This window comes from Streptacidiphilus sp. EB103A, from assembly GCF_041261405.1.
Taxonomy (GTDB): Bacteria; Actinomycetota; Actinomycetes; order Streptomycetales; family Streptomycetaceae; genus Streptacidiphilus.
Genome location: NZ_JBGCAQ010000008.1, coordinates 38,593 through 63,099, shown reverse-complemented (window position 1 = coordinate 63,099; position 24,507 = coordinate 38,593). Strand labels below are relative to the sequence as shown.

At 73.2% G+C, this 24,507-nt stretch carries 25 protein-coding genes; 19 read left to right on the top strand and 6 right to left on the bottom strand.

Translation table 11 applies throughout. From position 1 onward, the window contains the following. The first annotated feature begins 66 nt into the window (after positions 1–66). The 8 genes from ABH941_RS14750 (at position 67) to ABH941_RS14715 (ending at position 10,219) form a co-directional block, all read left to right on the top strand. Complete coding sequence (locus ABH941_RS14750; RefSeq protein ID WP_370129555.1) at positions 67–1,269, top strand: glycosyltransferase; 1,203 nt, start codon at positions 67–69, stop codon at positions 1,267–1,269. Between the two features lie 196 nt (positions 1,270–1,465). Next, complete coding sequence (locus ABH941_RS14745; RefSeq protein ID WP_370129553.1) at positions 1,466–3,043, top strand: sugar transferase; 1,578 nt, start codon at positions 1,466–1,468, stop codon at positions 3,041–3,043. Between the two features lie 22 nt (positions 3,044–3,065). Beyond that, a complete protein-coding gene (locus tag ABH941_RS14740) occupies positions 3,066–4,421 on the top strand; it encodes an O-antigen ligase family protein (protein WP_370129552.1) in 1,356 nt (451 codons plus the stop codon). Beyond that, positions 4,418–6,220, top strand: coding sequence for a murein biosynthesis integral membrane protein MurJ (gene murJ / locus ABH941_RS14735; protein ID WP_370129551.1), 1,803 nt, complete (start codon positions 4,418–4,420; stop codon positions 6,218–6,220). The genes ABH941_RS14740 and murJ overlap by 4 nt, the downstream gene beginning before the upstream one ends. Continuing rightward, positions 6,210–7,058 carry a polysaccharide deacetylase family protein gene (locus ABH941_RS14730; protein WP_370129550.1) on the top strand — a complete coding sequence of 283 codons (849 nt, stop codon included), beginning with the start codon at positions 6,210–6,212 and terminating at the stop codon, positions 7,056–7,058. Before murJ ends, ABH941_RS14730 begins: the two co-directional genes overlap by 11 nt. Continuing rightward, positions 7,055–8,251 (top strand): glycosyltransferase, encoded by a 1,197-nt coding sequence (locus ABH941_RS14725; protein WP_370129549.1) that lies wholly within the window; start codon positions 7,055–7,057, stop codon positions 8,249–8,251. Before ABH941_RS14730 ends, ABH941_RS14725 begins: the two co-directional genes overlap by 4 nt. A 19-nt stretch (positions 8,252–8,270) precedes the next feature. Further along, positions 8,271–9,023, top strand: a complete 753-nt coding sequence (locus tag ABH941_RS14720) for a Wzz/FepE/Etk N-terminal domain-containing protein (RefSeq protein WP_370129548.1) — start codon at positions 8,271–8,273, stop codon at positions 9,021–9,023. Further along, positions 9,020–10,219, top strand: a complete 1,200-nt coding sequence (locus tag ABH941_RS14715) for a GNAT family N-acetyltransferase (protein ID WP_370129547.1) — start codon at positions 9,020–9,022, stop codon at positions 10,217–10,219. Before ABH941_RS14720 ends, ABH941_RS14715 begins: the two co-directional genes overlap by 4 nt. Before the next feature lie 168 nt (positions 10,220–10,387). Here ABH941_RS14715 and ABH941_RS14710 read toward each other — a convergent pair whose 3' ends face one another. Beyond that, positions 10,388–11,413, bottom strand: coding sequence for a glycoside hydrolase family 26 protein (locus ABH941_RS14710; RefSeq protein ID WP_370129546.1), 1,026 nt, complete (start codon positions 11,411–11,413; stop codon positions 10,388–10,390). A 114-nt stretch (positions 11,414–11,527) separates the two neighbouring features. On the opposite strand from ABH941_RS14710, the gene ABH941_RS14705 reads away from it, so the two are divergent. From ABH941_RS14705 to ABH941_RS14660, 10 genes are all read left to right on the top strand, one after another. Beyond that, positions 11,528–11,860 carry a YnfA family protein gene (locus ABH941_RS14705; RefSeq protein WP_370129545.1) on the top strand — a complete coding sequence of 111 codons (333 nt, stop codon included), beginning with the start codon at positions 11,528–11,530 and terminating at the stop codon, positions 11,858–11,860. A gap of 112 nt (positions 11,861–11,972) precedes the next feature. Then, positions 11,973–12,749: a hypothetical protein gene (locus ABH941_RS14700; protein ID WP_370129544.1), complete on the top strand. Its 777-nt coding sequence runs from the start codon at positions 11,973–11,975 to the stop codon at positions 12,747–12,749. A 78-nt stretch (positions 12,750–12,827) separates the two neighbouring features. Beyond that, positions 12,828–14,426, top strand: coding sequence for a ribosomal protection-like ABC-F family protein (abc-f, locus tag ABH941_RS14695; RefSeq protein ID WP_133999470.1), 1,599 nt, complete (start codon positions 12,828–12,830; stop codon positions 14,424–14,426). A 334-nt stretch (positions 14,427–14,760) separates the two neighbouring features. Then, on the top strand, positions 14,761–14,994 hold the full coding sequence (locus ABH941_RS14690; protein ID WP_030266545.1) for a helix-turn-helix domain-containing protein: 234 nt from the start codon (positions 14,761–14,763) through the stop codon (positions 14,992–14,994). A gap of 193 nt (positions 14,995–15,187) precedes the next feature. After that, on the top strand, positions 15,188–15,991 hold the full coding sequence (locus ABH941_RS14685; RefSeq protein WP_370129829.1) for an enoyl-CoA hydratase/isomerase family protein: 804 nt from the start codon (positions 15,188–15,190) through the stop codon (positions 15,989–15,991). Between the two features lie 136 nt (positions 15,992–16,127). Next, entirely contained in the window at positions 16,128–16,574 is a 447-nt protein-coding gene (locus ABH941_RS14680) for an Asp23/Gls24 family envelope stress response protein (protein WP_370129543.1), read from the top strand. After that, the gene (locus ABH941_RS14675; RefSeq protein ID WP_370129542.1) at positions 16,571–16,762 is read left to right on the top strand and encodes a hypothetical protein; all 192 of its coding nucleotides are present in this window, start codon (positions 16,571–16,573) and stop codon (positions 16,760–16,762) included. Before ABH941_RS14680 ends, ABH941_RS14675 begins: the two co-directional genes overlap by 4 nt. Further along, complete coding sequence (locus tag ABH941_RS14670) at positions 16,762–17,124, top strand: hypothetical protein (RefSeq protein WP_370129541.1); 363 nt, start codon at positions 16,762–16,764, stop codon at positions 17,122–17,124. The genes ABH941_RS14675 and ABH941_RS14670 overlap by 1 nt, the downstream gene beginning before the upstream one ends. Next, on the top strand, positions 17,121–17,750 hold the full coding sequence (locus ABH941_RS14665) for a DUF6286 domain-containing protein (protein ID WP_370129540.1): 630 nt from the start codon (positions 17,121–17,123) through the stop codon (positions 17,748–17,750). Before ABH941_RS14670 ends, ABH941_RS14665 begins: the two co-directional genes overlap by 4 nt. After that, entirely contained in the window at positions 17,747–18,307 is a 561-nt protein-coding gene (locus ABH941_RS14660) for an alkaline shock response membrane anchor protein AmaP (protein ID WP_370129539.1), read from the top strand. The genes ABH941_RS14665 and ABH941_RS14660 overlap by 4 nt, the downstream gene beginning before the upstream one ends. 137 nt (positions 18,308–18,444) lie before the next feature. On the opposite strand, the gene ABH941_RS14655 is transcribed toward ABH941_RS14660, so the two are convergent. The 4 genes from ABH941_RS14655 to ABH941_RS14640 all read right to left on the bottom strand — a co-directional run bounded on the left by ABH941_RS14655 (position 18,445) and on the right by ABH941_RS14640 (position 23,053). Continuing rightward, positions 18,445–19,206 carry an SDR family oxidoreductase gene (locus ABH941_RS14655; protein WP_370129538.1) on the bottom strand — a complete coding sequence of 254 codons (762 nt, stop codon included), beginning with the start codon at positions 19,204–19,206 and terminating at the stop codon, positions 18,445–18,447. 3 nt (positions 19,207–19,209) lie between these two features. After that, on the bottom strand, positions 19,210–21,012 hold the full coding sequence (locus ABH941_RS14650; protein ID WP_370129537.1) for a glycoside hydrolase family 15 protein: 1,803 nt from the start codon (positions 21,010–21,012) through the stop codon (positions 19,210–19,212). A gap of 46 nt (positions 21,013–21,058) precedes the next feature. After that, positions 21,059–21,958, bottom strand: a complete 900-nt coding sequence (locus ABH941_RS14645; RefSeq protein ID WP_370129536.1) for an SURF1 family protein — start codon at positions 21,956–21,958, stop codon at positions 21,059–21,061. Between the two features lie 66 nt (positions 21,959–22,024). After that, entirely contained in the window at positions 22,025–23,053 is a 1,029-nt protein-coding gene (locus ABH941_RS14640; RefSeq protein ID WP_370129535.1) for a DEDDh family exonuclease, read from the bottom strand. A 131-nt stretch (positions 23,054–23,184) separates the two neighbouring features. On the opposite strand from ABH941_RS14640, the gene ABH941_RS14635 reads away from it, so the two are divergent. Then, positions 23,185–24,228 (top strand): zinc-dependent alcohol dehydrogenase family protein, encoded by a 1,044-nt coding sequence (locus ABH941_RS14635; protein WP_370129534.1) that lies wholly within the window; start codon positions 23,185–23,187, stop codon positions 24,226–24,228. A 36-nt stretch (positions 24,229–24,264) separates the two neighbouring features. Here ABH941_RS14635 and ABH941_RS14630 read toward each other — a convergent pair whose 3' ends face one another. Continuing rightward, positions 24,265–24,486, bottom strand: coding sequence for a hypothetical protein (locus tag ABH941_RS14630; protein ID WP_370129532.1), 222 nt, complete (start codon positions 24,484–24,486; stop codon positions 24,265–24,267). Positions 24,487–24,507: the final 21 nt, after the last annotated feature.

Sequence of the window (24,507 nt, the reverse complement as noted above, 5' to 3'; positions counted from 1 at the left end):
GAGTTCCTCATTCCTGGGGGTGAGGGAATGCCGCACGCACGACTCACGGCCCGTAGGTTGCGCGTCGTGCCCCTGACCATTCTTCATGTCTCCCAGCCCGTCGACGGCGGTGTCGCCAGGGTCGTCGTCGACCTGCTCCGGGGGCAGGCCGAGGACGGCCACCGGGTGCTGCTGGCCTGCCCGCCGCAGAGCCCGCTCGCGGACGCGGCGGTGGCGGTGGGTGCGACGGTGCTGCCCTGGACGGCGGTGCGCGCCCCGGGCCCCGGCCTGCCGGGCGAGATCGCCTCGCTGCGGCGGCTGGTCGCCGAGTCCCGTCCCGACCTGGTGCATCTGCACAGCGCCAAGGCGGGTCTGGCGGGGCGGCTGGCGGTCCGGGGCGTGTTCCCGACCGTCTTCCAGCCGCACGCCTGGTCGTTCGCCGCGGTCGGCGGGCCGCTGGCGATCGGCTCCCGGGTCTGGGAGCGCTGGGCGGTCCGCTGGACCGACCGGCTGCTGTGCGTCAGCGAGCAGGAGCGTGCCGAGGGCGAGTCCGTCGGCGTGGGCGGGCGCTGGGCGCTGGCCCCGAACGGGGTGGACCTGGACCGTTTCGACCCGGTCCGGCTGCCGCCGCAGACCCGGGCCAGGGAGCTGCTGAGGCTGTCCCCGCCCCAGCAGGACAGGCCGGGGGACGTTGCCCCGCTGGTCGTCTGCGTCGGCAGGCTGTGCCGGCAGAAGGGGCAGGACGTGCTGCTGCGGGCCTGGTCCGCGATCCCGTCCCGGATCCCCGGAGCGCGGCTCGCGCTGGTCGGCGACGGCCCCGAGCGCGCCGCACTGCAGGCGCAGGCCGCCGGCCTGCCCGATCCCGACAGCGTGGTCTTCGCCGGCCGCACCGACGATCCCCGGGACTGGTACGCGGCGGCGGATCTGCTGGTGCTGCCCTCCCGTTGGGAGGGCATGGCGTTGGTTCCGCTGGAGGCCATGGCCTGCGGCTGCCCGGTCCTGCTGACCGAGGTGGCCGGAGCCCGGGAGTGCCTGGGGCCGGGCGAGAAGCTGCTGCCGGTGGACGATCCGGCCGCCCTGCGGGAGGCGCTGGTGGCGCGGCTGGCGGATCCGGTGGCCTGTCTGGCGGCCGGTGCCAGGGCGAGGGAACGGATGGTCGAACACCATGACGTGAGAACGACCCTCGCCGCCGTGATGACGGTGTATCAGGAAGTGGTCGCCGAGCGGCGCATTCCCGCGCCCGCTGCGGGTGGGACAGCTGCGCGAATTCCAGCCGGAAAATCTGACTAATGCTCATCGGTGTGAATGAGCACGTCGGCTGAGAAAACGACTGGAGACATTCTGTACTGTCGTATTTGCCTGCTTCATTCCTTTTGTCGCAATCGGGCCGAGTCGTCGATCGCGACGGCAGGTGCTACCTCGACCGAGCCCGGGCTTCGGGAGGGCCCCGTCCCCATGGGCACACAGCAGAGGAGTACGTGCGCGGATGACCACCATTGACAACGACGAACTGCCGCGTGCCACTGCGTCGACTCCGACCGCGCCCACTCTGACCGGACCGACTCTGACCGGACCGACTCTGACCGGGCCGACTCCCTCCGGGTTGGGCACGGCCCAACTCACCTACCCGTCAACCGCCGTGGAGCGCGGCGCGGCGGTCACCGGGCCCGCCGTGCGCCGTCGGCGGCGGCGCCCCGGTACCGGGATCCCGGCCGCCCTGCTCGCCGTGGACGCGCTCGCGCCGGTGCTGGCCCTGGCGCTGCTGGGTTCGGGCGAGCCGGACCGGGTGCTGTGGGCGGCCTGCGTCATCCTGCCGGTGCTGGTACTGCTCAACTCCTACGGCGGCCTCTACCGGTTGCGGCTGGCCCCCTCGGTCCTCGACGAGATCCCCTCGCTCGCGGCGCGGGCCGCCGTCGCCGTCTCCCTCGCGCTGACGCTCGACCGGGGCCTGCACGGGCTCTGGCTCGCCGTGGTCCCGGTGGACCTCCGGCTGCTGGTCGCGCTGGTGCTGTGCCAGCTCGGCCTGGACGTGCTGGGGCGGGGCGCCGCCTACGCGCTGCTCCGCCGCCACCGCCGGCGCCGTCCCCGGCCGACCCTGATCGCCGGCGCCGGGCACATCGGCCAGCGGATCGCCGCCGCCCTGCTCGACCACCCTGAGTACGGGCTGCGCCCGGTCGGGTTCATCGACCCCGAGCCGCTCTTCCTGCCGGTCGACTCCGCCGTCCCGGTGCTCGGCGGTCCCGCGGTGCTCGATCTGGCGATCCCCGCGCGGGGCATCCGCGACGTCATCCTCACCTCCGGCGGCGCCGACGACGCCGAGGTCGCGCAGACCATGCGCACCAGCTCCGGCCACGGCTGCGAGGTCTGGTTCGTGCCCGGCTTCCCGGAGTTCGGCGCCTTCGAGTACGGCAACCGCCGCACCGTGGTGGGCGACCACCTCTGGGGGTTCCCCTGTCTGCGGCTCGGGCCCACCGCGATGCGCCGACCGTCCTGGGCGGTCAAGCGCGCGGTCGACGCCGGTCTGGCCGGTCTCGGCCTGCTGCTGGCCGCCCCGATCCTGGCCGCCTGCGCGATCGCGGTACGGGTGGACGGCGGTCCGGGGGTGATCTTCCGTCAGGAGCGGATCGGCCTGGACGGCGAGAGCTTCACCGTGCTCAAGTTCCGCAGCCTGCGCCCGGCCGACGAGCAGGAGTCGGCCACCCGCTGGAACATCTCGCAGGACCAGCGGATGAGCGCGATCGGCCGCTTCCTGCGCCGTACCTCCCTGGACGAGCTTCCGCAGCTGTGGAACGTGCTGCGTGGCGAGATGAGCCTGGTCGGCCCCCGCCCCGAGCGCCCCTACTTCGTGACCCGCTTCGCCCAGGCCTACCCGCAGTACCGCGACCGGCACCGGGTGCCGGTCGGCATCACCGGATTCGCCCAGGTCAACGGCCTACGCGGGGACACCTCCATCGAGGACAGGACCCGCTTCGACAACTACTACATCGAGAGCTGGAGCCTCTGGCAGGACGTCAAGATCCTGCTGCGCACCATCTCCTCGGTGCTCCAGTCCGACGGGAGCTGACACCGCGGTGACCCTTCTCAGCGTGCCGCAGCCACGGCAGGCCAATCCACAGACCGGCGCACCGCCCGGACGGCGGGAGGCGCTGCTGGCGCTGCTGCGGCGTCCCAGCGCCCTGGCGGCGCTGACGGTGCTGCTCGTCTGCGTGCCCCTGGGCAACCAGGACGTCACCGCGGCCGTCCATGTGACCCCCGCCGATGTCGCCTCGGTCGGGCTGGTGGCGATCTGCGGACTGCGGGTTCTCTCCGCGTTCCGCGCCGGGCGGGCCCTGGCCCCGACCCGGGCCGCGGTGCTGTTCTGCGTGATCGCCGTCGCCGTGGCCGCCTCCACCATCGCCTCGCGGGACCCGTCCCAGAGCCTGTCCGGCTTCGTCCGGCTGATCCAGGTGTTCGTGCTGGTCCCGCTGGCCGTGCTGCTCGCCCTGCGCGAACGCCTGGACCTGGTGCTGGTGCTGGGCGCGATGGTGGGCGCCGCGGTGATCGAGGGTACGGTCGGCGCCGCGCAGTTCCTCACCGGCACCGGCGCCTCCTATGCCGGCGGCAGCGCCCGCGCGGTCGGCACCTTCGGGGCCCAGGACGTGATGGCCATGTCCGCCGTCGTCAGCTACGGACTGCTGGCCGCTCTGGGCTTGGCCCTGGAGGCCCGCCGGGCCGGGCGCCGCCGCGCCTCCTGGCTGCTCGGTCTGACCGCGGCCGGGCTGGTCTTCCCGCTGGCCGTCTCCTTCAGCCGGGGCAGCTGGATCGCCACCGGCTGCGCCGCCGTCGTCGCCCTGGTCCTCTCCGACGTCCGGCTGGCGCTGCGCGGCGCGCTGTTCGCCGCCGCTGCTGCCGTGGTCCTGGTCGGCGGGTTCGGCCTCGGCGGCGCCAGTGTCGCCGAGCGGCTCGGCAGCATCACCACCGTGGCCGGGGCCGCCCCCGACCACTCCGTGACGGACCGCTACGACCTCTGGACCACGGCGGGCCGGATCTGGCGGGACCACCCGGTGACCGGTGTCGGCCCCAAGGAGTTCCCCCAGTTCCGCGACGGCCACGCACCGCTGCGGCTGTCCTCGGGCAGCGACACCGGCGGCGCGGGCGCGGGCTTCTCCCGCGAGCCGCTGCTCTCCCCGCACAACATGTACCTGCTGCTGCTCAGCGAGGACGGACTGGTCGGCCTGACGGCCTTCGCCGCGCTCTTCCTCTCGCTGCTCCTGGGCACCGTCCGCCGCACCGCCCGCGAGCGGGGCGGCCTGGGGGCGGCGCTGCTCGGACTGCTGGTCTGGCAACTCGTCGACTTCCTCTACGCGGACATCGGCGGCACCACCACGGTGCTGGTCTCGGTGGTCGTCGGCCTCGCCGCGTTCGGGACCTTCGACGCGTCCGACCGGAAGGCCGCGACGTGACCCTGACCGCACCCCGCCCCACCGAGACCCGCGGCCGCGCCCGCTCCGTCCTGGCCCGAGCCTTCGGCATCACCGCCGTGATGAGCGCCGGCGGCTCCCTGCTCGGCCTGCTCCGCGACCTCCTGCTGGCCCGCTACTTCGGCGCGGGCCGAGGCACCGACGCCTTCCTCGTCTCCTGGACCGTCCCCGAGACCGCGGCCCCGCTGCTGATCGAGGACGCCATGGCCTTCCTCATGGTCCCCGCCTTCAGCCTCGCCCTCTCCGCCGACACCGAAACCGCTCAACAACCGCCCCAAGTCCCCACACCCCGCAGCAGGTTGGTCCGGGCCAGCGAGAACGTCCCCGCAGCGCCCAGCCATGCAGCACCCAAGGGGCGCGGGGAACTGCGCGACCAGCCCCCCACCCCCCGTACCCCGGCCCTCCCCCCCGCCGTAGCAGACCTGGTCGGAGCCACCCTCCCCCCACTCGCCCTGCTCCTGGCTGCAGTCTCAGCCGCAACCCTCCTGGGCGCCCCCTTCCTGGTCCACCTCCTCGCCCCCGGCCTCGCCGACCCCGCCCTCGCCGTGGTCTGCACCCGCCTCACCGCCCTCACCATCCTGCCGTTCGGCCTCACCGGTTACCTCAGCGCCGGCCTCCGCGCGCACCGCCGCTTCACCGCCCCCGGCGCGGTCTACATCGCGTACAACACCGGCATCCTGCTGCTGATGGTGCTGCTGCACGGCTCTCTCGGAGTCCGCGCCGCAGCAGCCGGCGTCGCCCTCGGCAGCGTCCTCATGACGGCCGTCCTGCTGCCGCCCTTCACCCGCCACTGCGCCCGCCTGACGCCCCGTCGGCGACCGCAGACCGCCGCCTCGCCCGCCCTGGTGCTGAGCCCGCTCGCGCTGCTCCCCATCGCCCTGTTCACCCTCACCCGCCAGTCCCAGGTCTTCGTCGAGCGGTATCTCGCCTCCTCGCTGGCCCCCGGAACCATCTCGCACCTCAACTACGCCGAGAAGGTCGCCCAGATGGCGATGACCCTCGGCGTGCTGGTGTGCACCGTGACCTTCCCGGTCATCGCCAGGGCCCTCGCCGACGGCGATCTGGAGGCGGCCCGGGAGCGGGTTCAGAAGGACCTCGCACTGATCGGCGCACTGGTCCTGGCCGGCACCGCCGTGCTGATGGCCTGCGCCCCGCAGATCGTCGCGCTGCTGTTCCAGCGGGGGGCCTTCACCGCCCAGGACACCGCCGCCACCGGCTCGGTGATGCGCGTCTACAGCCTGGGACTGCTCGGCCAGGCCATGGTCGGCGCGCTGGTCCGGCCGTTCTTCTCGACCCGTCCGGTGGTGGCCTTCGGCACCGCCCCGGCCAGGTCGGGGTCCCGCAGTGACTGGTTCCCGCTGGCCGCGATGGCCCTCGGACTCCTGGTCACCACCACGATCGGGCTGGCCGCCGTGGCACGCCACGGAGCGATCGGGCTGGCCGCCGCCAACGCCACCGGCATCACCCTGACCGCGGTGCTGCTGCTGGTGGGGATCAGGACCCGCGGGGTGGCCCTGCGGCTGCGCACGGTCCTGCTGGACCAGGCCCGGCTGCTGCTCGCCGCCGCCCTCGCCGCCGCGGCCGCCTACACCGCGGCCCAGCCCTTCGCCGCCCACGCGCTGCCCTCGGTGCTCCTGGGCGCCGCAGCCGGCGTCGCCGCCTTCGTACTCGCCGCCGCCGCGCTCAGGGCGCCGGTGGTGACCGGACCGCTGGCAGCACTGACGGCCCGGCTGTGGACCCGTGGCCGCAAGGACGAAGGGGAGGGACGCCATGGTGGCTGAGCCGCGGACCGACGGCGTCCGGTCCGACGGCGTCTTGTCGGATACTGCCCGGACCGACCCCGTTCCTGCGAACCCCTCGGGCACGGAACTCTTCCACGGCCCCAGGATCAAACCCGCCAAGTCACCCTGGACGCTGATGTACCACTCGGTGGACCACTACACCGAGGACCCCTACCGGGTCACCGTCACCCCCGAGCGCTTCGCCCGGCAGATGGCCTGGCTGCACGCCCACGGCCTGCGCGGGGTCGGCCTCGGCGAACTGCTCCGCGCGCACGCGCTGGGCCGGGCTGCCGACCTGGTCGGGCTGACCTTCGACGACGGCTACGCCGACCTGACCCGCGGGGTGCTGCCGGTGCTGCAGCGGTACGGGTTCAGCGCCACCGCCTTCGTCGTGGTCGGCCGCCTCGGCGGGCACAACATCTGGGACGAGGGGCCACGCAAGCCGCTGCTGACGGCGGATCAGATCTTCCGGCTGCACGACTGCGGGGTCGAGATCGGCTCGCACGGCATGTACCACCGCTCGCTGCCGGGGATCGCCGCCGCAACCCTGGCCGAGGAGACCCGGCACAGCCGTGAGCTGCTGCGCGACCTGCTCGGTGAGCCGGTCGGAGGATTCTGCTACCCCTACGGCGCGGTCGACGCCGCCGCGGCCGCCGCAGTCCGCGACAGTGGCTACCACTACGGCGCCGCCATCGCGCACGGACCGCTCACCGGCCGCTGGGCGCTGCCGCGCTCCTACGTCGGCGAACGCGACAACGGACTGCGGCTGCGCGCCAAGCGCGCCCGGCACCGGCTGCGCGGCCTGCGTGTCCGGGTCGACGGAGAGGATGCCCGATGAAGGTCCTGCATGTGATCACCGGCCTCGCGGCCGGCGGCGCCGAGCAGCAACTACGGCTGCTGCTTCGGCATCTGCCGGATCGTCACCGGTGTGACGTGGTGGCCCTGGAGAACCCGGGCACGGTGGCCCAGGGCCTGCGCGAGGACGGCGTCCGGGTGTTCGACCTGGGCATGCGGGGCAACCGCGACCCGGCCGCGCTGCCCCGGCTCACCGGTCTGATCCGGCACGGCCGTTACGACCTGGTGCACTGCCACCTCTACCGGGCCTGCGTCTACGGACGGCTGGCCGCCCGGCTGGCCGGGGTCGGCGCCGTGGTCGCCACCGAGCACTCACTGCTGCCCGGGGTCATCGAGGGACGCCGGATCACCCCCGGCGTGCGGGCCCTCTACCTGGCCGCGGAGCGGCTGGGGCAGTGCACCCTGGCGGTGTCAGAGTCGGTCGCCGAGCATCTGGCCGACTGGAAGGTGCCGGCGCACCGGGTGCTGACCATCCCCAACGGCGTGGACGCGGCCCGCTACGCGCAGCCCGCGCCGACCCGCGCCGCCACCCGCCGGTTCCTCCGGGCCGGCCTGGGCCTGCCGCAGGACGCGCTGGTGGTCGGCGGTCTCGGTCGGCTGGTTCCGGGCAAGCGGTTCGAGGTCCTGGTGGACGCCCTGGCCCTGATGCCCCAACGGGACGGCGGGGCCCGGCTGCTGCTGGTCGGCGACGGCGAGCAGCGTCCGGCGCTGGAGCGGCGCGCCCGCGCGGCCGGCGTCGCCGACCGGGTGGTGTTCGCCGGGGAGCGCGACGACGTCCCCGACCTGCTCACGGCGATGGACGTGCTGGCGGCCCCGTCCCGGAACGAGACCTTCGGCATGGCGCTGATCGAGGGACTGGCCGCCGGGCTCCCGGTGCGCTGGTCCTCCGGTCCGGCGCTGTCCGAACTCCCGCCGGAGGCGGCCCCGGGGGCCCGTCGGGTCCGCTCCGACCCGGCCGCCTATGCCGCCGAACTGGCGCTGCTGCGCCAGTGCCGTACGCCGCTGCCGCAGCCGGAGGCGGTCCGGCACTACGACATCGCCCGGCTCGCCCCCCTGGTGGCCGGGCTCTACGACCAGCTCGGCGGGGCCGGTACCGCCGTCCCCACCCCAGCCCCTGCCCGCACTGTTCCGCTTCCCCAGCACCCGCCCGCTGCCGCGGCGAAGACCTCTCGATAACCCAAGGAGCCCCGCAGCCATGTCCGACACTAGCCGCAACGCCGCGCGCAGCATCCTGCGCCGCTGCTGGCCCGTCCTCGCCGCCGTCCCGCTCGGCGCCGCCTGCGGTGGCGCCTACGCGCTGGCCGCGCCGGTGCAGTACCAGGCCAATGCCTATGTGATGGTGGTACCGCAGGCGGACGGCGACAGCGCCACCGCCGTCAACTTCGCCCAGGCCTACGGTCGGGTGATCGCCCAGCCGGAGATCCTGCTGGACGCGTCCGCCAGTACCGGTGTCCCGCTGGCGCAGCTGACCCCGCTGATCCAGGCGACCACCTCGCCGGACGCGCCGATGGTCCAGATCACCGGCAGCGCGCCGACGGCCGCACGCGCCGCCGCGGAGGCCAACGCGGTGGCGAGCTCGCTGGTGACCTTCGGCAACGACGCGTCCAAGCAGACCAGGGTCCACCTGATCACCTTCGCCGCCGCGGCCAGGCCGGCCGCCGCGAGTTCACCCTCCCGCAGCCTGGATGTGGCGGTGGGCGGCGCGGCCGGCCTGCTGGTCGGCGGTCTCGGCATGATGGCCCGGCAGTCGGGGACCGGCGGCGGCCCGGCCCCCTCCCCGCTCCCGCAGCCCCGCTCGGACGGTCTTTCCGACGACGCGTCGGCCGACGAACTGCCCGCCGAACCGGCCCCTGCTGAGACCCCGACCCCGGACTCCGCCTCCGCCCCCACCTCCACCGAGGCGGGTTCCAAGCGCCCCCGGCAGTCCGCGACCCAGGCCCGTCGATGACGGCATCTCAGCTCGCCGGCTCCGTCCCCGCAGGCGCCTCCCCGGTACCGGCATCGGCGCAGGCTCCGGCCCCGGTGACCGAGGTGCGCACGGTGCGGGAAGCCGCCGCTTTCGACGCCCTGGCAGCCGACTGGGACGCCCTGGTCGACCGCTGCCCCGTGGCCACCCCGTTCCAGAGCCACGCCTGGCTCTCCTCCTGGTGGCACAGCTACGGCAGGCCGGGACGGCTGCGGGTGGTGACGGTGCGTCGGGACGGCGTCCTGGTGGGCGCGGCCCCGCTGATGCTCCGTCGGCGGGCGCTGCCGCTGCTGACCGGGGTCGGCCAGGGGCTGACCGACTTCCTGGACGTGCTGCTGGACGACGCCGACGCCGAGCGGACCGCGGCGGTGCTGGCCCGGGCGCTGGCCGGGGAGCTCGGCCTGCGCCGTCCCTGGGTCGCGCTCGACCTGCGCGAGCTGCGCCCGGGATCGGCCGCGCACCGGATCGCCGAGCACTGGCCGGGGGCGGCCCGGCGGCTGCCCGACTCGCTGTGCCAGCATCTGCCCGGCGTGCCGATGGAGGAGCTGGTGTCCCGGCTGCCGGGACGCACCGCGCAGCGCAGCCGGGTCAAGCTGCGCAGACTGGAGGCCGCCGGGGTCGAGACCCGGACGGTGCCGCCCGAGGAGGTGCCCCGGGCCCTCCGCGAGCTGCTGGCCCTGCATGAGCTGCAGTGGCGCGGCCGCGGCGTCACCCCCGAGCATCTGCGTCCCCGGTTCGCCGAGCACCTGTCGCGGTCCGCCGAGCGGATGGCCGCCGCCGGCCGCGCGACCGTCCGCCGGTACCGCCTGGACGGCGAGCTGGTGGCCTGCGATCTGACGCTGCAGGTGCACGGACTGTCCGCGCTCTACCTCTACGGGGTGCGCCCGGAGCTGCGGGAGCGGGTGGACGTCGCCGGAATACTGCTCCGGGAGAGCGCGGCCCACGCCGTCGCCACCGGTCGCGGCGAGCTGAGCCTGCTGCGCGGTGACGAGCCCTACAAGCAGCGCTGGCGCCCCGAGCAGGCCCGGAACGAGCGGCTGCTGTTGGGCGGGGCGCCCGCGGTGGCCGTCCACGCGGCGGCGATCGCCCTGCGCGCCGGCGCGGTCCGCCGGCTGCGCGCCCGCGCCCCCTGGCTGGCCGCCGTCCGCACCAGGCTCAGGGAGCTAGGAGGCCGCTGAAGATCTGGGCCGGGCTCGCGACGCCCTGAGACTCCGCTGGCCGCGTTGTCTCCCCCACCCTTCGGGCGGGAGGTGCCCCCTGGTCACCCTTTACCAACCACGGTTGGCTCCCTCCTCCGCCTTGCCATCGAAGCCCCAGGACGCCGCTCCCTGATCCGGCCCAGATCTTCAGCGGCCTCCTGACCGCGCGCTGAGCGCCTCCCGGAACACCCGTCCGGAGCGGGGATTGTCGGTGCAGCGCCAGACCCCGTGCGGGCAGTAGTCGGTGATGGTCTGGTAGAGGGTGTCGTGGGTGCTCGCCCAGTCCAGCATCCCTCTGACGTACGCGGGGTCGTCGCCCCGGTGGTACATCCCCCACTCCGGGTACGACACCGGCTTGCGGTGCGCCGCCGCGAAGCGGACCTGGGCCAGCAGTCCGTAGGGCTCGTCCACATAGCTGGCGAACGGCGCGGTCCGCTCCGGGTCGGAGCCGGCCAGGTCGTAGCTGTCCATCCCGATGACGTCGGTCACGTCGTCGCCGGGGTAGCAGTCCGGCCAGGGGTGCGCGTCGGCGCCCCTGGTCGGCGCGAACTCGAAGCGGAAGCGCTGCCCGGGCACCGCGCGCATGGCGGTGACGATCCGGCGCCAGTACTGCTTCCAGGCGGCGGGGTCCGGACCGCAGCGGCCGGTGTAGCTGGTGCCGTTCATCTCCCAGCCGAGGGTGAGCACCGTGTCCGGCGCGCCGAGCGCGACCAGGGTACGGGCCAGGGTGGTGTAGTGGGCGTCGTTCCGTCCGGTGGCGCCCTGTTCCAGCAGCTGCCGGACCTGGTCGTCGGGGACTTGCCCCTCGTTGTCGGGGAGCATCGGCACCCCCAACACCAGCAGCCGGTCCGGCGCGGCGTCCCGCCAGGCCGCCCACGGGCCGAGCAGGGTGGTGCTGCCCTCGATGTCCGACCAGGAGGCGCCGGGGAGATAGGTGTGCCCGACCCGGACCGGCGCGCCGCCCAGCCAGGCCGAGAGCTGTGCCATCGCGTCGTCGGACTCGGTCGATCCCAGGAAGGCGCCGAAGGGCACCGGGTGGGCCGGCACCGCGGTCGCGTCGGCCCCCGGGCCACGCCCGCCGCCGTCGTCCCCGGACCACCCGTACAGCCCCAACCCGGCGGCGACCACCACCACCGCCGTGACCAGCAGCGTCACCGCACGGCGGCGCGACATCGGCATCCTCCCTCGACCGGTTCGGGCTCACGCTAGGTGCCCGATCCGTCCAGCGTGACGGGACACACCTGGGGCCGCCGGTGATTCACCGGTGATCCGTCATATCGTGCGGGGATGACCGTCACGCGTTCGATCCTGCTGTTCGTACTGGCGGCGTTCGCCGAGATCGGCGGCTGCTGGCTGGTCTGGCAGTCGGTGAAGGAGAACCGGGGGTGGCAGTACGCGGTCTGCGGGGTGCTGGCGCTCGGCGCCTACGGCTTTGTCGCCGCCCTGCAGCCGGACGCGTCCTTCGGCCGGGTGCTGGCCGCCTACGGCGGGGTGTTCGTCGCCGGGTCGCTGGCCTGGGGCGTGCTGGTGGACGGCTTCCGCCCCACCGGGTGGGACCTCTCCGGCGCCGCGGTCTGCCTGCTCGGCGCGGCGGTGATCATCTACCAGCCACGCGGCTGAGCTGCCGCAGAGGGCCCTGCGGGCAGCCCGAAGGAGAAACGTTACGCTCCTGGGACCGCCATTTTGCCGACCCTGCACCCCTTCCCCGCCCCCTCGACCTACGGTAGTGAACATGCGTACCGCGCTCGCAGCACTCATCGTGATCCTCGCCGCCGTCGGCGTGGGCGCCGCTGCGCGCGACCACCGGCCCGCCCCGTTCGGCGACTCGGTGGTGGTCCACAGCAACGACACGGTCTCCAAGGAGGACGGCGGGGCCTTCCGGATCGGCGCCGACGGCTCGGTCCAGCTGTACGCGACCAGGGGCAGCGACAGCGGGCACACCCTGTGGTCCTACAAGCGGCCCGGCAGCGAGCCGGTGAGCGTGGTGCCGCTGGCCGGGATCACCGTGGCGGTCTGGAGCGACGGGATGCTCACCGGCGTCCGCGCCGATCCGGCCGCCGTGGCCTGGCACCGCTTCGTCCCCGGCCTGGCCGACCGGCTCCGCCTGCACCCGGCCGACGTGGGCGTACTGGTCGCCTCGTTGGACCGCGGCAAGGTCTTCCTGGTCCCCACCGCGCAGGTGGTGATGGAGTACAACACCGCCGACGGCTCCATCCGCAGCGACACCCTGCCGCAGGCCGGCTGCTCCTACGCCCCGGCCCAGGCGCTGGCCCTCGACGACCTGCTGGTGCTGGCCCGCCCCTGCGACAGCTACAGCACCGTCGAGGCCTTCGACGGGACGGGCAGGGTCTGGCAGGTCCAGTCCACCCCGCTGGCCCGGCCGGTCGCCACCGGGACGACCACGGTGGGCATCCGCGACGTTCCGTGGCTCACGACCCAGGTGGTCCAGCGGCTCACCGGCAAGCCCGCGCCCGCCTTGCCGATCAGGACGCTGCCCGGCCCCCGGTAGACTGGGCCTCTCCGCCTCAAGCAGGGCCCCGCTCGACGGCCCGCGCCAGCGCTTCGCCGTCCCGGGAGTACCTTCGCCATGATTGCCGCCAACGCCATCGAACTGCGTGCCGGTGCCCGCATCCTGCTGGAGTCCGCCAGCTTCCGGGTAGCCCCCGGCGACCGGATCGGCCTGGTCGGCCGCAACGGGGCCGGCAAGACCACGCTCACCAAGGTGCTGGCCGGTGAGGGCGCCCCCGCCGCCGGCACGGTCACCCGCAGCGGCCAGGTCGGCTACCTGCCGCAGGACCCCCGCACCGGGGATCTGGACGTGCTGGCCAGCAACCGCATCCTGGGCGCCCGCGGCCTGGACGAGGTGCTGCGCAAGATGCGCATCGCCGAGGACAAGATGGCCAACGGCAAGGGCCAGACCCGCGACGACGCCATGAAGAAGTACTCGCGGCTGGAGACCGAGTTCGTCACCAAGGGCGGCTACGCCGCCGAGGCCGAGGCGGCCACCATCGCCGCCAGCCTCGGGCTGCCGGACCGCATCCTGGCCCAGCCGCTGCACACCCTCTCCGGCGGTCAGCGGCGCCGGGTCGAGCTGGCCCGGATCCTGTTCTCGGACTCCGACACCCTGCTCCTGGACGAGCCCACCAACCACCTGGACGCCGACTCCATCATCTGGCTCCGGGACTACCTGAAGACCTACCGCGGCGGCTTCATCGTCATCTCCCACGACATCAACCTGGTGGAGACGGTCGTCAACAAGGTGTTCTACCTGGACGCCAACCGCACCTGCATCGACGTCTACAACATGGGCTGGAAGCTCTACCAGCAGCAGCGCGAGGCCGACGAGAAGCGCCGCAAGCGCGAACGCGCCAACGCCGAGAAGAAGGCCTCCCAGCTGAACTCGCAGGCCGACAAGATGCGGGCCAAGGCCACCAAGACCGTGGCCGCCCAGAACATGGCCCGCCGCGCGGAGAAGCTGCTCTCCGGTCTTGAGGCGGTCCGGGTCAGCGACAAGGTCGCCAAGCTGCGCTTCCCCGACCCGGCCCCCTGCGGCAAGACCCCGCTGATGGCCGAGGGGCTCTCCAAGTCCTACGGTTCGCTGGAGATCTTCACCGATGTCGACCTGGCCATCGACAAGGGCTCCAAGGTGGTCGTGCTGGGCCTGAACGGCGCCGGCAAGACCACGCTGCTGCGGATGCTGGCCGGCGTGGAGGAGCCCGACACCGGCACGCTCATCCCCGGCCACGGGCTGAAGATCGGCTACTACGCCCAGGAGCACGAGACCCTGGACAACGACCGCACCATCCTGGAGAACATGCGCTCGGCCGCGCCGGACATGGACCTGGTGGAGGTCCGCAAGATCCTCGGCTCGTTCCTGTTCTCCGGCGACGACGTGGACAAGCCCGCCGGAGTGCTCTCCGGCGGCGAGAAGACCCGGCTGGCCCTGGCGACCCTGGTGGTGTCCAGCGCCAATGTGCTGCTCCTCGACGAGCCCACCAACAACCTCGACCCGGCCAGCCGGGAAGAGATCCTGGGCGCGCTGCGTTCCTTCAGCGGTGCCGTCGTCCTGGTCACCCACGACGAGGGGGCCGTCATGGCACTGGAGCCGGAGCGGATCATCCTGCTGCCGGACGGCATCGAGGACCTCTGGAACGAGGGCTACGCCGATCTGGTCTCCCTCGCCTGACCCCGCTCCGACCGGCCGGAGTAGTCGCTGGATCATGCATCTGGACCAGAAGAGTTCATATCGCACGGCCCACCACCTGTACGAGTGAACCGGCTCTGTTTCTGCTCATTCGGGAATCCCGTGCATTGCCCATTCACCGCTGCTGATCAGCATTTTCACGCCATGTCACGGTGACGTCCCCGGGCGTGCGACAGCAAACCGCGCGCTGGTCAGCCGCGCGGCCCGGCACTGCCCGCCGGGATTTTCGTTGCCGACCTTGCGGAATGGGTGGCCAGGAGGTCACCCATGGGTGATCATGGGATTCCGACAGAGCACTTGCTACGAGGAGGCACGGGTGGCCGAGACTCTGAAAAAGGGCAGCCGGGTAACGGGCCCCGCACGGGAGAAGCTCGCGACCGAGCTGAAGAAGAAGTACGACTCCGGTGCGAGTATCCGGGCGTTGGCGGAGGAGACGGGCCGGTCCTACGGATTCGTCCACCGCATGCTCAGCGAGTCCGGAGTTTCCCTCCGCGGTCGCGGTGGCGCCACGCGCGGTAAGGCCAAGGCGACCGCCGCGGCCACGTCCTGAAACGCATCCATCAGTACGACCCATCAGTACGTCAGATCCCTGACGCTTCGGCGGCTGGCGGAGTCCCGCACCATGGGCCTCCCACCCGGTCGCCGATCGTCGCGTCCGACAAGTTACTCTTCAGTAGCCCGCGCCCGAAGAGTTCGGAGCCGCACCGCTGCTGGAGGTCCCTGTGTCCCATTCCGCGCCCACCATGCACACCGGCCCCGGCGCCGACCCGTCCGAGTGGGCGGAGGCCGGTCTCCGGCTGGAGCTGGCCGAGGACGGCGCCGTCGCGACGGTGACGCTGTGCCGCCCCGAGCGGCGCAACGCCCAGTCGCCCGCGCTGTGGCGCTCCCTCGCCGCGGTCGGCCGCGGCCTGCCCGGGACGGTGCGGGCGGTGCTGCTGCTCGCCGAGGGCAAGTCCTTCTCGGCCGGTCTCGACCGGGCCGCCTTCACCCCGGAGGGGATCCCCGGCGAGCGCGGTCTGCTCGACCTGGCCAAGGGCGAGGAGGGCGACGCGGTCATCGCCGGCTACCAGCAGGCCTTCACCTGGTGGCGCCGTCCCGACCTGGTGAGCATCGCCGCGGTGCAGGGCCATGCGGTGGGCGCCGGATTCCAGCTCGCCCTGGCCTGCGACCTCAGACTGGTCGCCGCCGACGTCCAGTTCGCCATGCGTGAGACCGCCCTGGGCCTGGTGCCGGACCTGGGCGGGACCAAGCCGCTGGTGGACCTGGTGGGTCCGGCCCGCGCGCTGGAGATCTGCGGCACCGGCCGCTGGGTCGGCGCGGACGAGGCGGTGCGCATCGGCCTGGCCAACGCCGCCCTCCCCGTCGCCGAACTCCACGCCGCCGCCGCGGACCTGGCCGCGGCGCTGCTCGCCGCCCCCCGGGACGCACTGGTGGAGACCAAGGCACTGCTCCAGGGCGCCCCCGGCCGTGGCTACGACGAACAGCGTGCGGCTGAGCGCGCCGCGCAGCTGCGCCGGCTGCGTGACCTAGCGGGGCTGGGGGAGTAGCCGCCCGGCAGCGCCTCACCCGTTCGTCTTCACTGCGGTGTGCGTGTCGTGGGGCTCCCCTAAGGTCGAGGTGATATGCCCGGTATATGCAGATTGTGACTGCTGAGTCCGGGCACCCCGACCGGGAGCCCACACCATGACCGACGTGACCAAGCCCAGTGCCCGTCAGCACGAGACCGTTCAACTGGCGCCCAGCGGTGAGCGCGGACGTACCACCATCGCCGTGGGCGTGGTGGAGAAGGTCGCCGGGATGGCGGCCAGGGAGGTGCAGGGCATCCATGCCCTGGGCAGCGGATCCCGTGGCTTCGGCGCGGTGCGCGACCGGGTCCCCGGGAACAGGCCCAATGTCGGCAAGGGCGTCAAGGCCGAGGTCGGCGAGCGGCAGGCCGCCCTCGACATCGACCTGGTGGTCGAATACGGGGTCCCCATCGCGGAGTTGGCGACAGTGGTGCGGAAGAACGTGATCAGCTCGGTGGAGCGGATCACCGGTCTGCAGGTCGTCGAGGTCAATATCGCCGTCAACGACGTCCATCTGCCGGACGAGCAGGACGACGACGAACCCACCGAGAGCAGGGTCCAGTGAGCATGGCACTGATCGGCCTGGCCGTGGGCATGGCCCTCGGCTTCGCCGGATACTTCGGCGGCTTCGCCGCGTTCCTGCTGGTCGCAGCCCTGGGTGCGGTCGGCTTCGTGGCCGGGCGGCTTCTCGACGGTGACCTGGAGTTCGGCGACCTGATCCGCAGCAGCAAGGTCAGGGACCGGAGGAGCTGATGGCCTACGGCGCCGTCCCCGCCCCGTCCCTGCCCGCCCCGGGCGAGCGCGGCAGCCTCCGCCTCGCCGACAGGGTGCTCGCCCGGATCGCCGCCCGCGCGGCCGCCGAGGCCCTCGCCGACCAGCTGACCGGGCCTGGACGGATCGACTCCCCCCGGGCGACCGCCTCGCAGGGGCGGCGCGGCGTCAGCATCACGGTGGGCCTCGACCTGCCCTACCCCCTCGACATCGCCGCCGTCACCCGCGCGGTGCACCGCCGGGTCACCGAGCGCGTGGTCCAGCTGGCGGGCTCGGAGGACCCGAGGATCGACCTGGTGGTGGAACGCCTGGTCCCGGCAGCCCCCGGCGGAAGACTGCGATGAGCGTCGCTTCACCTGCCGGGACGGCGCCCGCCCCGGCCGCCCCCGCCGCACCGGAGCAGCCGGACTCCCCGCGCGGCCGCCGGTTCTGGTCGGCCCGCCGCAACGCCGCCGCCCTCACCGCCCTGGTCCTGACCGCCGCGGCCGGAGCGCTGCTCTACGAGGAGAGCTACATCCGCAGCGGGCACCGGGCCCATGCCTGGCGCATCCGGATCACCGACGAACTGGCGCAGCGTCACCTCGACGACGCCTGGGTGGTCACCGGCGCGGCCGTGGCCTGCGCGCTGGGCCTGTGGCTGCTGCTGCTCGCCGCCACCCCCGGCCTGCGCCGCCTGCTGCCGCTCGCCACGGACGGTACCGTCGGCCTGCGCGCCGGCCTGGACCGGCGTGCGGCGGCCGCGATGCTGCGCCGGGCCGCGCTGGAGACGCCGGGGGTGCGCGAGGCGCGGGTGCAGGTCGGGCGGCGCAGGGCGCGGGTGCGCGCGGTCGTCGGCTTCGGCGATCCCAGCGAGGTGAAGTCGGCGCTGGCCGAGCAGCTCACGGCGGAGCGCGCCCGGTTGGGCCTGGTCCGCCCGCCGATGGTCCATGTCAGGGTCGGCGCGGACGGCAAGCCCCGGGGGAAGTCGTGAGCCGGAGCGCGGTCAACCGCACCCTGCTGGCCCTGGTCGGCCTGGTGCTTCTCGCCGGGGGAGCGCTGCTGCTGGCCGGGGGGCTGAACCTGACCGACTGGACCTTCACGGACCCGCACCACGCGGTGCTGGCCCCGGCCGACCGGGTGCGCTGGCGCGGCGAGGGCTGGTGGTGGCCGTCTCTGTTCGCCGGGCTGGCGGTGGCCGCGCTGCTGTCGCTGAGCTGGCTCGTGGCCCAGCTCCGGACCGGCACGGCGGACCGGATCACCGTCCCGGACCTGGCCGACCTCCCGGTCCGCCTGCGTGGCGCGGCGCTGGCGCGGGCCGTCACCGACGAGGCCGAGCAGATGGCCGGAGTCTCCCGGGCCCGCGTACGGATCCTCGGCGGTCCGCGTGCGCGGATTGCTCTGACCCTCGCCCCGGGGGCGGCCCCGGGCCCCGTCCTTCGGGAGCTGTCGTCGGGCCCACTCGCCAACGCACGGCGCTCTTTGGGGGTGGCACTGTCGGCGGAGGTGCGGTTGCGGGTGGAATCAGGTGCGGTTCCGAGGGTTCAGTGAACGTTCGTGGGGGTTTCTGTTCGCGCAGTTCCCCGCGCCCCCAGGTTGTGCCACTGGCTCAGTTGCAATTGCTTAGGGGCGCGGGGAACTGCGCGAACAGAAACCATGCACCACCCGCAGACGCAATCCAACCCCGCTCAAATCCCCCGGAGCGCACCCCCGTCGACCGGCACCATGACACCAGTCAGATACGAAGCCGCCGGTGAAAGATAAAACGCCGCCACCCTCCCGAACTCCTCGGGCCTCCCGTATCGCCGCAGCGGAATCCCCGCCGCCGCGCTGGCCCGCGCGCCCTCCGGGTCACCGCCGAGCGAGTCGAGATGCTGGACCCTTTCGGTGTCGATCCGGGCCGGCAGCAGTCCGAAGACCCGGATGCCCCGCGGTCCCAGCTCCTCCGCGAGCGTCTTCGCCGCCATCGCGAGCCCCGGCCGCAGGCCGTTGGAGATCGCCAGCCCGCCGATCGGCTCCTGCACCGAGGTCGACAGCACAAACCCGATCGAGCCGCCGTCCCCCAGTTCACCCGCGAACTGTCGCGCGATGCGAACCGCCCCCAGGAACACCGACTCGAACGCCCCGACCCACTCCTCGTCCGTCGCGGAGAGCATCGACCCGGCCGGGGGGCCGCCCGCGCTGACGAGCACCCCGTCGATCCGGCCGAAGTGCTGCCTCGCCGCGGCGATCAGCCGCTCCCCGGTGTCCGCCGTGGCGTTGTCGGCGACCACGCCGACCGCCACGGCCGCACCGCCCAGCCGCTTGACGGCCTCGTCCACCGAGGCCTGGCCGCGCCCGGTCAGCACCACCCGGGCCCCGTCGGCCACCAGCGCCTCCGCGCTGGCGAAGCCGAGGCCGCGGGTGGCGGCGGTGACGGCGTAGACACGTCCCTCAAGTCCGAGATCCATGGATCAGAGCTCCTCCTGTCGTGCTTTCTTCGGCTCTTCCAGCGCGAAGGCGGTGTTGACCAGGGCGACATGGGTGAACGCCTGCGGGGTGTTGCCCAGTTGCCGCCCGGCCTTCGGGTCCCACTCCTCGGAGATCAGGCCCAGGTCGTTGGAGATGGCGGCGACCCGCTCGAACAGCTGCCGTCCCTCCTCCCTCCGCCCGATCGCGATCAGCGCGTCCGCCAGCCAGAACGAGCAGGCCAGGAACGCGCCTTCGGTGCCCTGCAGGCCGTCCACCTGGGCGTCCTCCGACTCCCCGGTGGAGTACCGCAGGACGAATCCGTCGTGGTCCAGCCCCTTCTGCACGGCGTCGACGGTGCCGACCACCCGTGGGTCGTCGGCCGGCAGAAAGCCGGTCTTGACCACGAAGAGGGTCGACGCGTCCAGTTCCTTGCTGCCGTAGTACTGGGTGAAACTGCCCAACTCCTGGTCGAAGCCCCGGGTGCAGACGTCCAGGTGGATCGCGTCGCGGACCTCGCGCCAGCGGTCCACCGGTGCGGGCATGCCGGTCATCTCGGCCATCTTCACGGCCCGGTCGAAGGCGACCCAGCACATCACCTTGGAGTGGACGAAGTGGCGGCGTCCGCCGCGCACCTCCCACAGGCCCTCGTCGGGGTCGCTCCAGTGGTCCGCCAGGAAGCGCATGAACGAGTTGATGAGCGCCCAGACATGACGCTCCATCGGTATTCCCGCCGTCAGCGCGAGGTACAGGGTGTCTATCACCTCCCCGTACACGTCCAGCTGCAGCTGGTCGACGGCGGCGTTGCCGAAGCGGACCGGCGCCGAGCCCTCGTACCCGGGGAGCCAGTCGGCGGTGATTTCGGTCAGTCTCCGCTCGCCGGCCACCCCGTACATGGTCTGCAGGTCGGCCGGGTCGCCGGCGATGGCGCGCAGCAGCCACTCGCGCCAGGCCGAGGCCTCCTCGACATAGCCGCTGCGCAGCAGCGCGGAGAGAGTCATGGTGGAGTCGCGGAGCCAGCAGAAGCGGTAGTCCCAGTTGCGCTCGCCGCCGATCTCCTCGGGCAGCGAGGCGGTGGCGGCTGCGACGATGCCGCCGGTGGGCTCGTAGGTCAGCGCCTTGAGCACGACCAGCGAGCGCATCACCGGATCCCGGTAGGGCCCGCGGTACTTGCTCACCGCCGCCCACTCCTGCCAGCCCCGCAGGGTCTCCTGGAGCGACTTCTCGGCGTCCTGGCGCGGCGGGCTGGAGTGGTGCGAGGGCAGCCAGCTCAGCACTATGGGGATCCGGTCGCCGGCGTTGACCTCGAACTGCCCGAAGGTGGTGAAGTTCTTGCCGAAGGTGCGGATCGCGGAGTGCCCGCGGATCCACACCGAGTCCGGGCCCGCCACCGCGACCCGGTGGTGGTCGGTGCGCCGCATCCACGGCACCACCCGGGCGTAGTCGAAGCGCAGCCGCATCTCGGCGTGCATCCGCACGCATCCCGAGATGCCCACGACGATCCGCATCACATCGGGGGTGTGGTCCCGTTGCGGCATGAAGTCGATCACCTTGACGGTGCCGGTGTCGGTCTCCCAGACGGTCTCCAGGACCAGGCTGTCACCGACGTAGGAGCGGCTGGTGCACTCCTCGGCGCCCTCGGGCGCGAGCCGCCAGCCGCCGTGCTCCTCGCCGCCGAGCAGGGCCGCGAAGCAGGTGGGGGAGTCGAACCGGGGCAGGCACAGCCAGTCGATGGAGCCGTCGCGGCCGACCAGGGCCGCTGTCTGCAGATCCCCGATCAGCGCGTAGTCCTCGATACGTCCGGGCATGTGCGTCCCCCTCACTCGGTAAGGCCGACGATTTCCTGGTCGGACGCTACTCCCCGGTCGCCCCGGCGGGGGCGCCAACCGACTCCTCGGGCGTGTCCCTCTCGGCCCTCTGCGCCTGCTGCGCGGCCAGGAAGGCAGCCTTCTTCTCGGCGACCACGGCCTTGCGTTCGCGGTCCCTGACCTCCCGGCGCAGCAGTGCGCCCCAGGCGATCGGGACCAGCAGCGCGAACAGCCACCACTGGATCGCGTACGGCAGGTGCACGCCCTTGCCGACCACCGCCATGCTGCTGCTGTCGCTGTTGTTCGGCAGGGGCACGAGTTCGGCGGAGTCGCCGGCCGGTGCGGTCGGGCTGGTGCCGACCAGCTGCAGATAGCCGGCCAGCACCGGTTCGGGCTGGTGCGCGGCCTGTTCGACGCTGTTGATCAGCATGAACTGCCGGTCGGGGAGCCCCTTGACGTCGCGGATGCCGCTGACCGCCGTGGTCTCGTCCGGCTGCAGCAGCCCGGTGACGGTGACCGTGCCGGACGGGGCGCCGGGCACCTTGGGGTACTGGTCGCCGGTGGTGTTGCCGGCGGTCACCCAGCCCCGGTTCACCAGCACCGCGTCGCCGTCGGCGGTGATCAGCGGGGTGACCACGTAGTAGCCGATGGTGTCCCCGGCCGCGTCGGTGCGGTGCCGCACCACGAACTGGTGCGCGGTGTCGTAGTGGCCGGTCGCCGTGACCTTCCGGTACCGCTCGCTGCCGGGCACGGTGGCCCCGGGCCGGGTCAGCGACCCGATCGGGACGGGCCCGGCCGAGAGGTTCTGCGAGATCAGCCGGTTGCCGACGTTGGTCTGCTGGTAGCGGTGGAACTGCCACATGCCCAGCAGGTACATCACCGGGATCAGCACGAAGAAGACCAGGGTCAGGATCACCCAGCGCCGGGTCAGCAGGATGCGGAGCACCCATTGAAGGTACCCCCGCCCGATCTGTCCGCTTACGGCGGGCCCCGGCCTCGGCCTGCGGGAGCGTCAGCCCTGGCGCTGCTGCGGCACGACGGCCTGCAGCAGGTGCAGGAACGCGGCCTCGTCGACCACCGGCGTGCCGACCTCGCGGGCGCGCCGCGCCTTGGTGGTCCAGCCGCCCGGCTCGTTGGTGACCAGCAGGCTGGTCCTGCTGCTGACCGAACTCGCCACATGCAGGCCGGCCTCGGTCAGCCGGTCCTCCAGCAGCTCGCGGTCGGTGGCGGTGTCGCCGCTGATCGCCACCCGCATCCCCTGCACCAGCGGCTGCTCCGGCGCCCAGCGTCCAGGATTCGGGTACGGGCAGGCCGGGCGCCGTCGCGCGGGGCGGTAGGGGCTCCAGCCGCCGGTCCGGACGGCAGTGCTCAGCACACCGCCGCGGTTCGAGGGCGCGGCGTCGGCGTCGTCCGCGAGGTGGTCCACCAGCGCGGGCGCCACGCACGGCTGGAACGGCAGCGGCAGCCCGGCCTCCACGGCCATCCGCAGGCTCGGCCGGAACACCTCGGCGAGCACCCGGGCGTCGTCCAGCGCGTGGTGCGCCTGACGGGGGATCACCCCGAAGTGTCCGGCCAGGGTGCCCAGCCGGTGGTTGGCCAGCGGCAGCCGCAGGTCCCGGGCCAGCACGATGGTGCACAGCCGCTGCTCGACCGGGGCCCGGCCACCCATCCGGGCGTACTCGCGGGAGATCATCGACCAGTCGAAGAGCGCGTTGTGCGCGACCAGCACCCGTCCGGACAGCCGCTCCGCCAGCGGCTCGGCGATCTCCGGGAAGGTGGGGGCGCCCTCCAGGTGTTCGCTGGTCAGACCATGGATCCAGACCGGTCCGGGATCGCGCTCGGGGTTGACCGGGGTGTACCAGTGGTCCAGCACCTCGCCCAGCGGGTCGAGCCGGTACACACCCACCGAGACGATGCGGTCGGTGCGGCCCAGGCCGGTCGTCTCGACGTCCACCACGGCCCAGCCGCCCGGGGGATAGGGGTGGACCGCGGGGCGGCCCGCGCGCTGCGCGTCGATGTCGTCCAGGCGGGTCGGTTCCATGGTCGTCCAGAATAGGGGCCCACTCTGACAGCTCCCGCCACGACCGCCGCACCCGTGCGGGCGGAATATCGTAGGCGGAGAACCAGCTGCAGCTTGTCGGCTTCTGTCACTCGAGAGATTGAGACCCCTCCATGCGTGCCACCGTGATCCACGGCCCCCACGACATCCGGATCGAGGAGGTCCCCGACGCCGCGATACAGAAGCCCACGGACGCCGTGGTACGCACCGTGCTGGCCTGTATCTGCGGCAGCGACCTGTGGGCCTACCGCGGGGTCTCGGCGCGCGAGCCGGGGCAGCGGATCGGCCACGAGTTCCTCGGCGTGGTCGAGGCCGTGGGCTCCGAGGTGCGCGGCTTCAGGCCCGGCGACCTGGTCGTCGCCCCGTTCGTCTGGTCCGACGGCGTCTGCGAGTTCTGCGTCGAGGGCCTGCAGACCTCCTGCCCGCACGGCGGTTTCTGGGGCAGCCCCGGTTCGGACGGCGGCCAGGGCGAGGCGGTCCGGGTCCCCTTCGCCGACGGCACACTGGTGCAGCTTCCCCAGGAGGCAGCCGCGGACCAGCACCTGCTGACCGCGCTGCTGGCGCTCTCCGACGTGATGGCGACCGGGCATCACGCCGCCGTCGCGGCCGGGGTGGGCCCGGGGTCGACGGTCGCCGTGGTCGGCGACGGCGCGGTGGGCCTGTGCGGGGTGCTGGCCGCCCGGCGCCTGGGCGCGGACCGGATCATCGCCCTGGGACGGCACGAGTCCCGCACCGCGATCGCCAGGACGTTCGGTGCCACCGACATCGTCGCGGAGCGCGGCGAGGCGGCCGTCGCCGCGGTGCAGGAGCTGACCGGCGGCGTCGGCGCGCACGCGGTGCTGGAGGCGGTGGGCACCGAGGAGTCGATGCGCACCGCGATCTCCATCACCCGCGACGGCGGGGCCGTCGGCTATGTCGGCGTGCCGCACGGCGGCAGCGCGGGCGTCGACATCGGCCAGATGTTCGACCGCAATGTCGCCCTGCGCGGCGGCGTCGCCCCGGCCCGCGCCTACATCCCCGAGCTGCTGGCCGACGTCCTCAACGGCACCATCGACCCCTCCCCGGTCTTCGACGCCACCGTCGGCCTGGACGGCGTCCCGATCGGCTACAAGTCCATGGACGAGCGCACCGCCCTCAAGGTCAAGATCACCTTCTGACCGGCACGCACGGACCGGCCGGCGGGCCCAGCCGTCCTAGGGCATCCGGCGCAGCGCCGCGAAACTCAGCACCGGCATCGGCACCGACGGCCCCAGTGGCAGCGCGTGCGGGTGCCGGACCGTGGCCGGCGGCGGCACCGGCGTGATCGCCCGCTCCAGCCGGACCGTCCCGAAGGGCGGCCGGACCGGACCGGGATCGGTACCCGGCTCGGGCTCGGGTTCGGAGCCACGGCTCCGGGATGTGGGGCGCCTGGGCATGGCAGACCTCCGCAGCTGTCC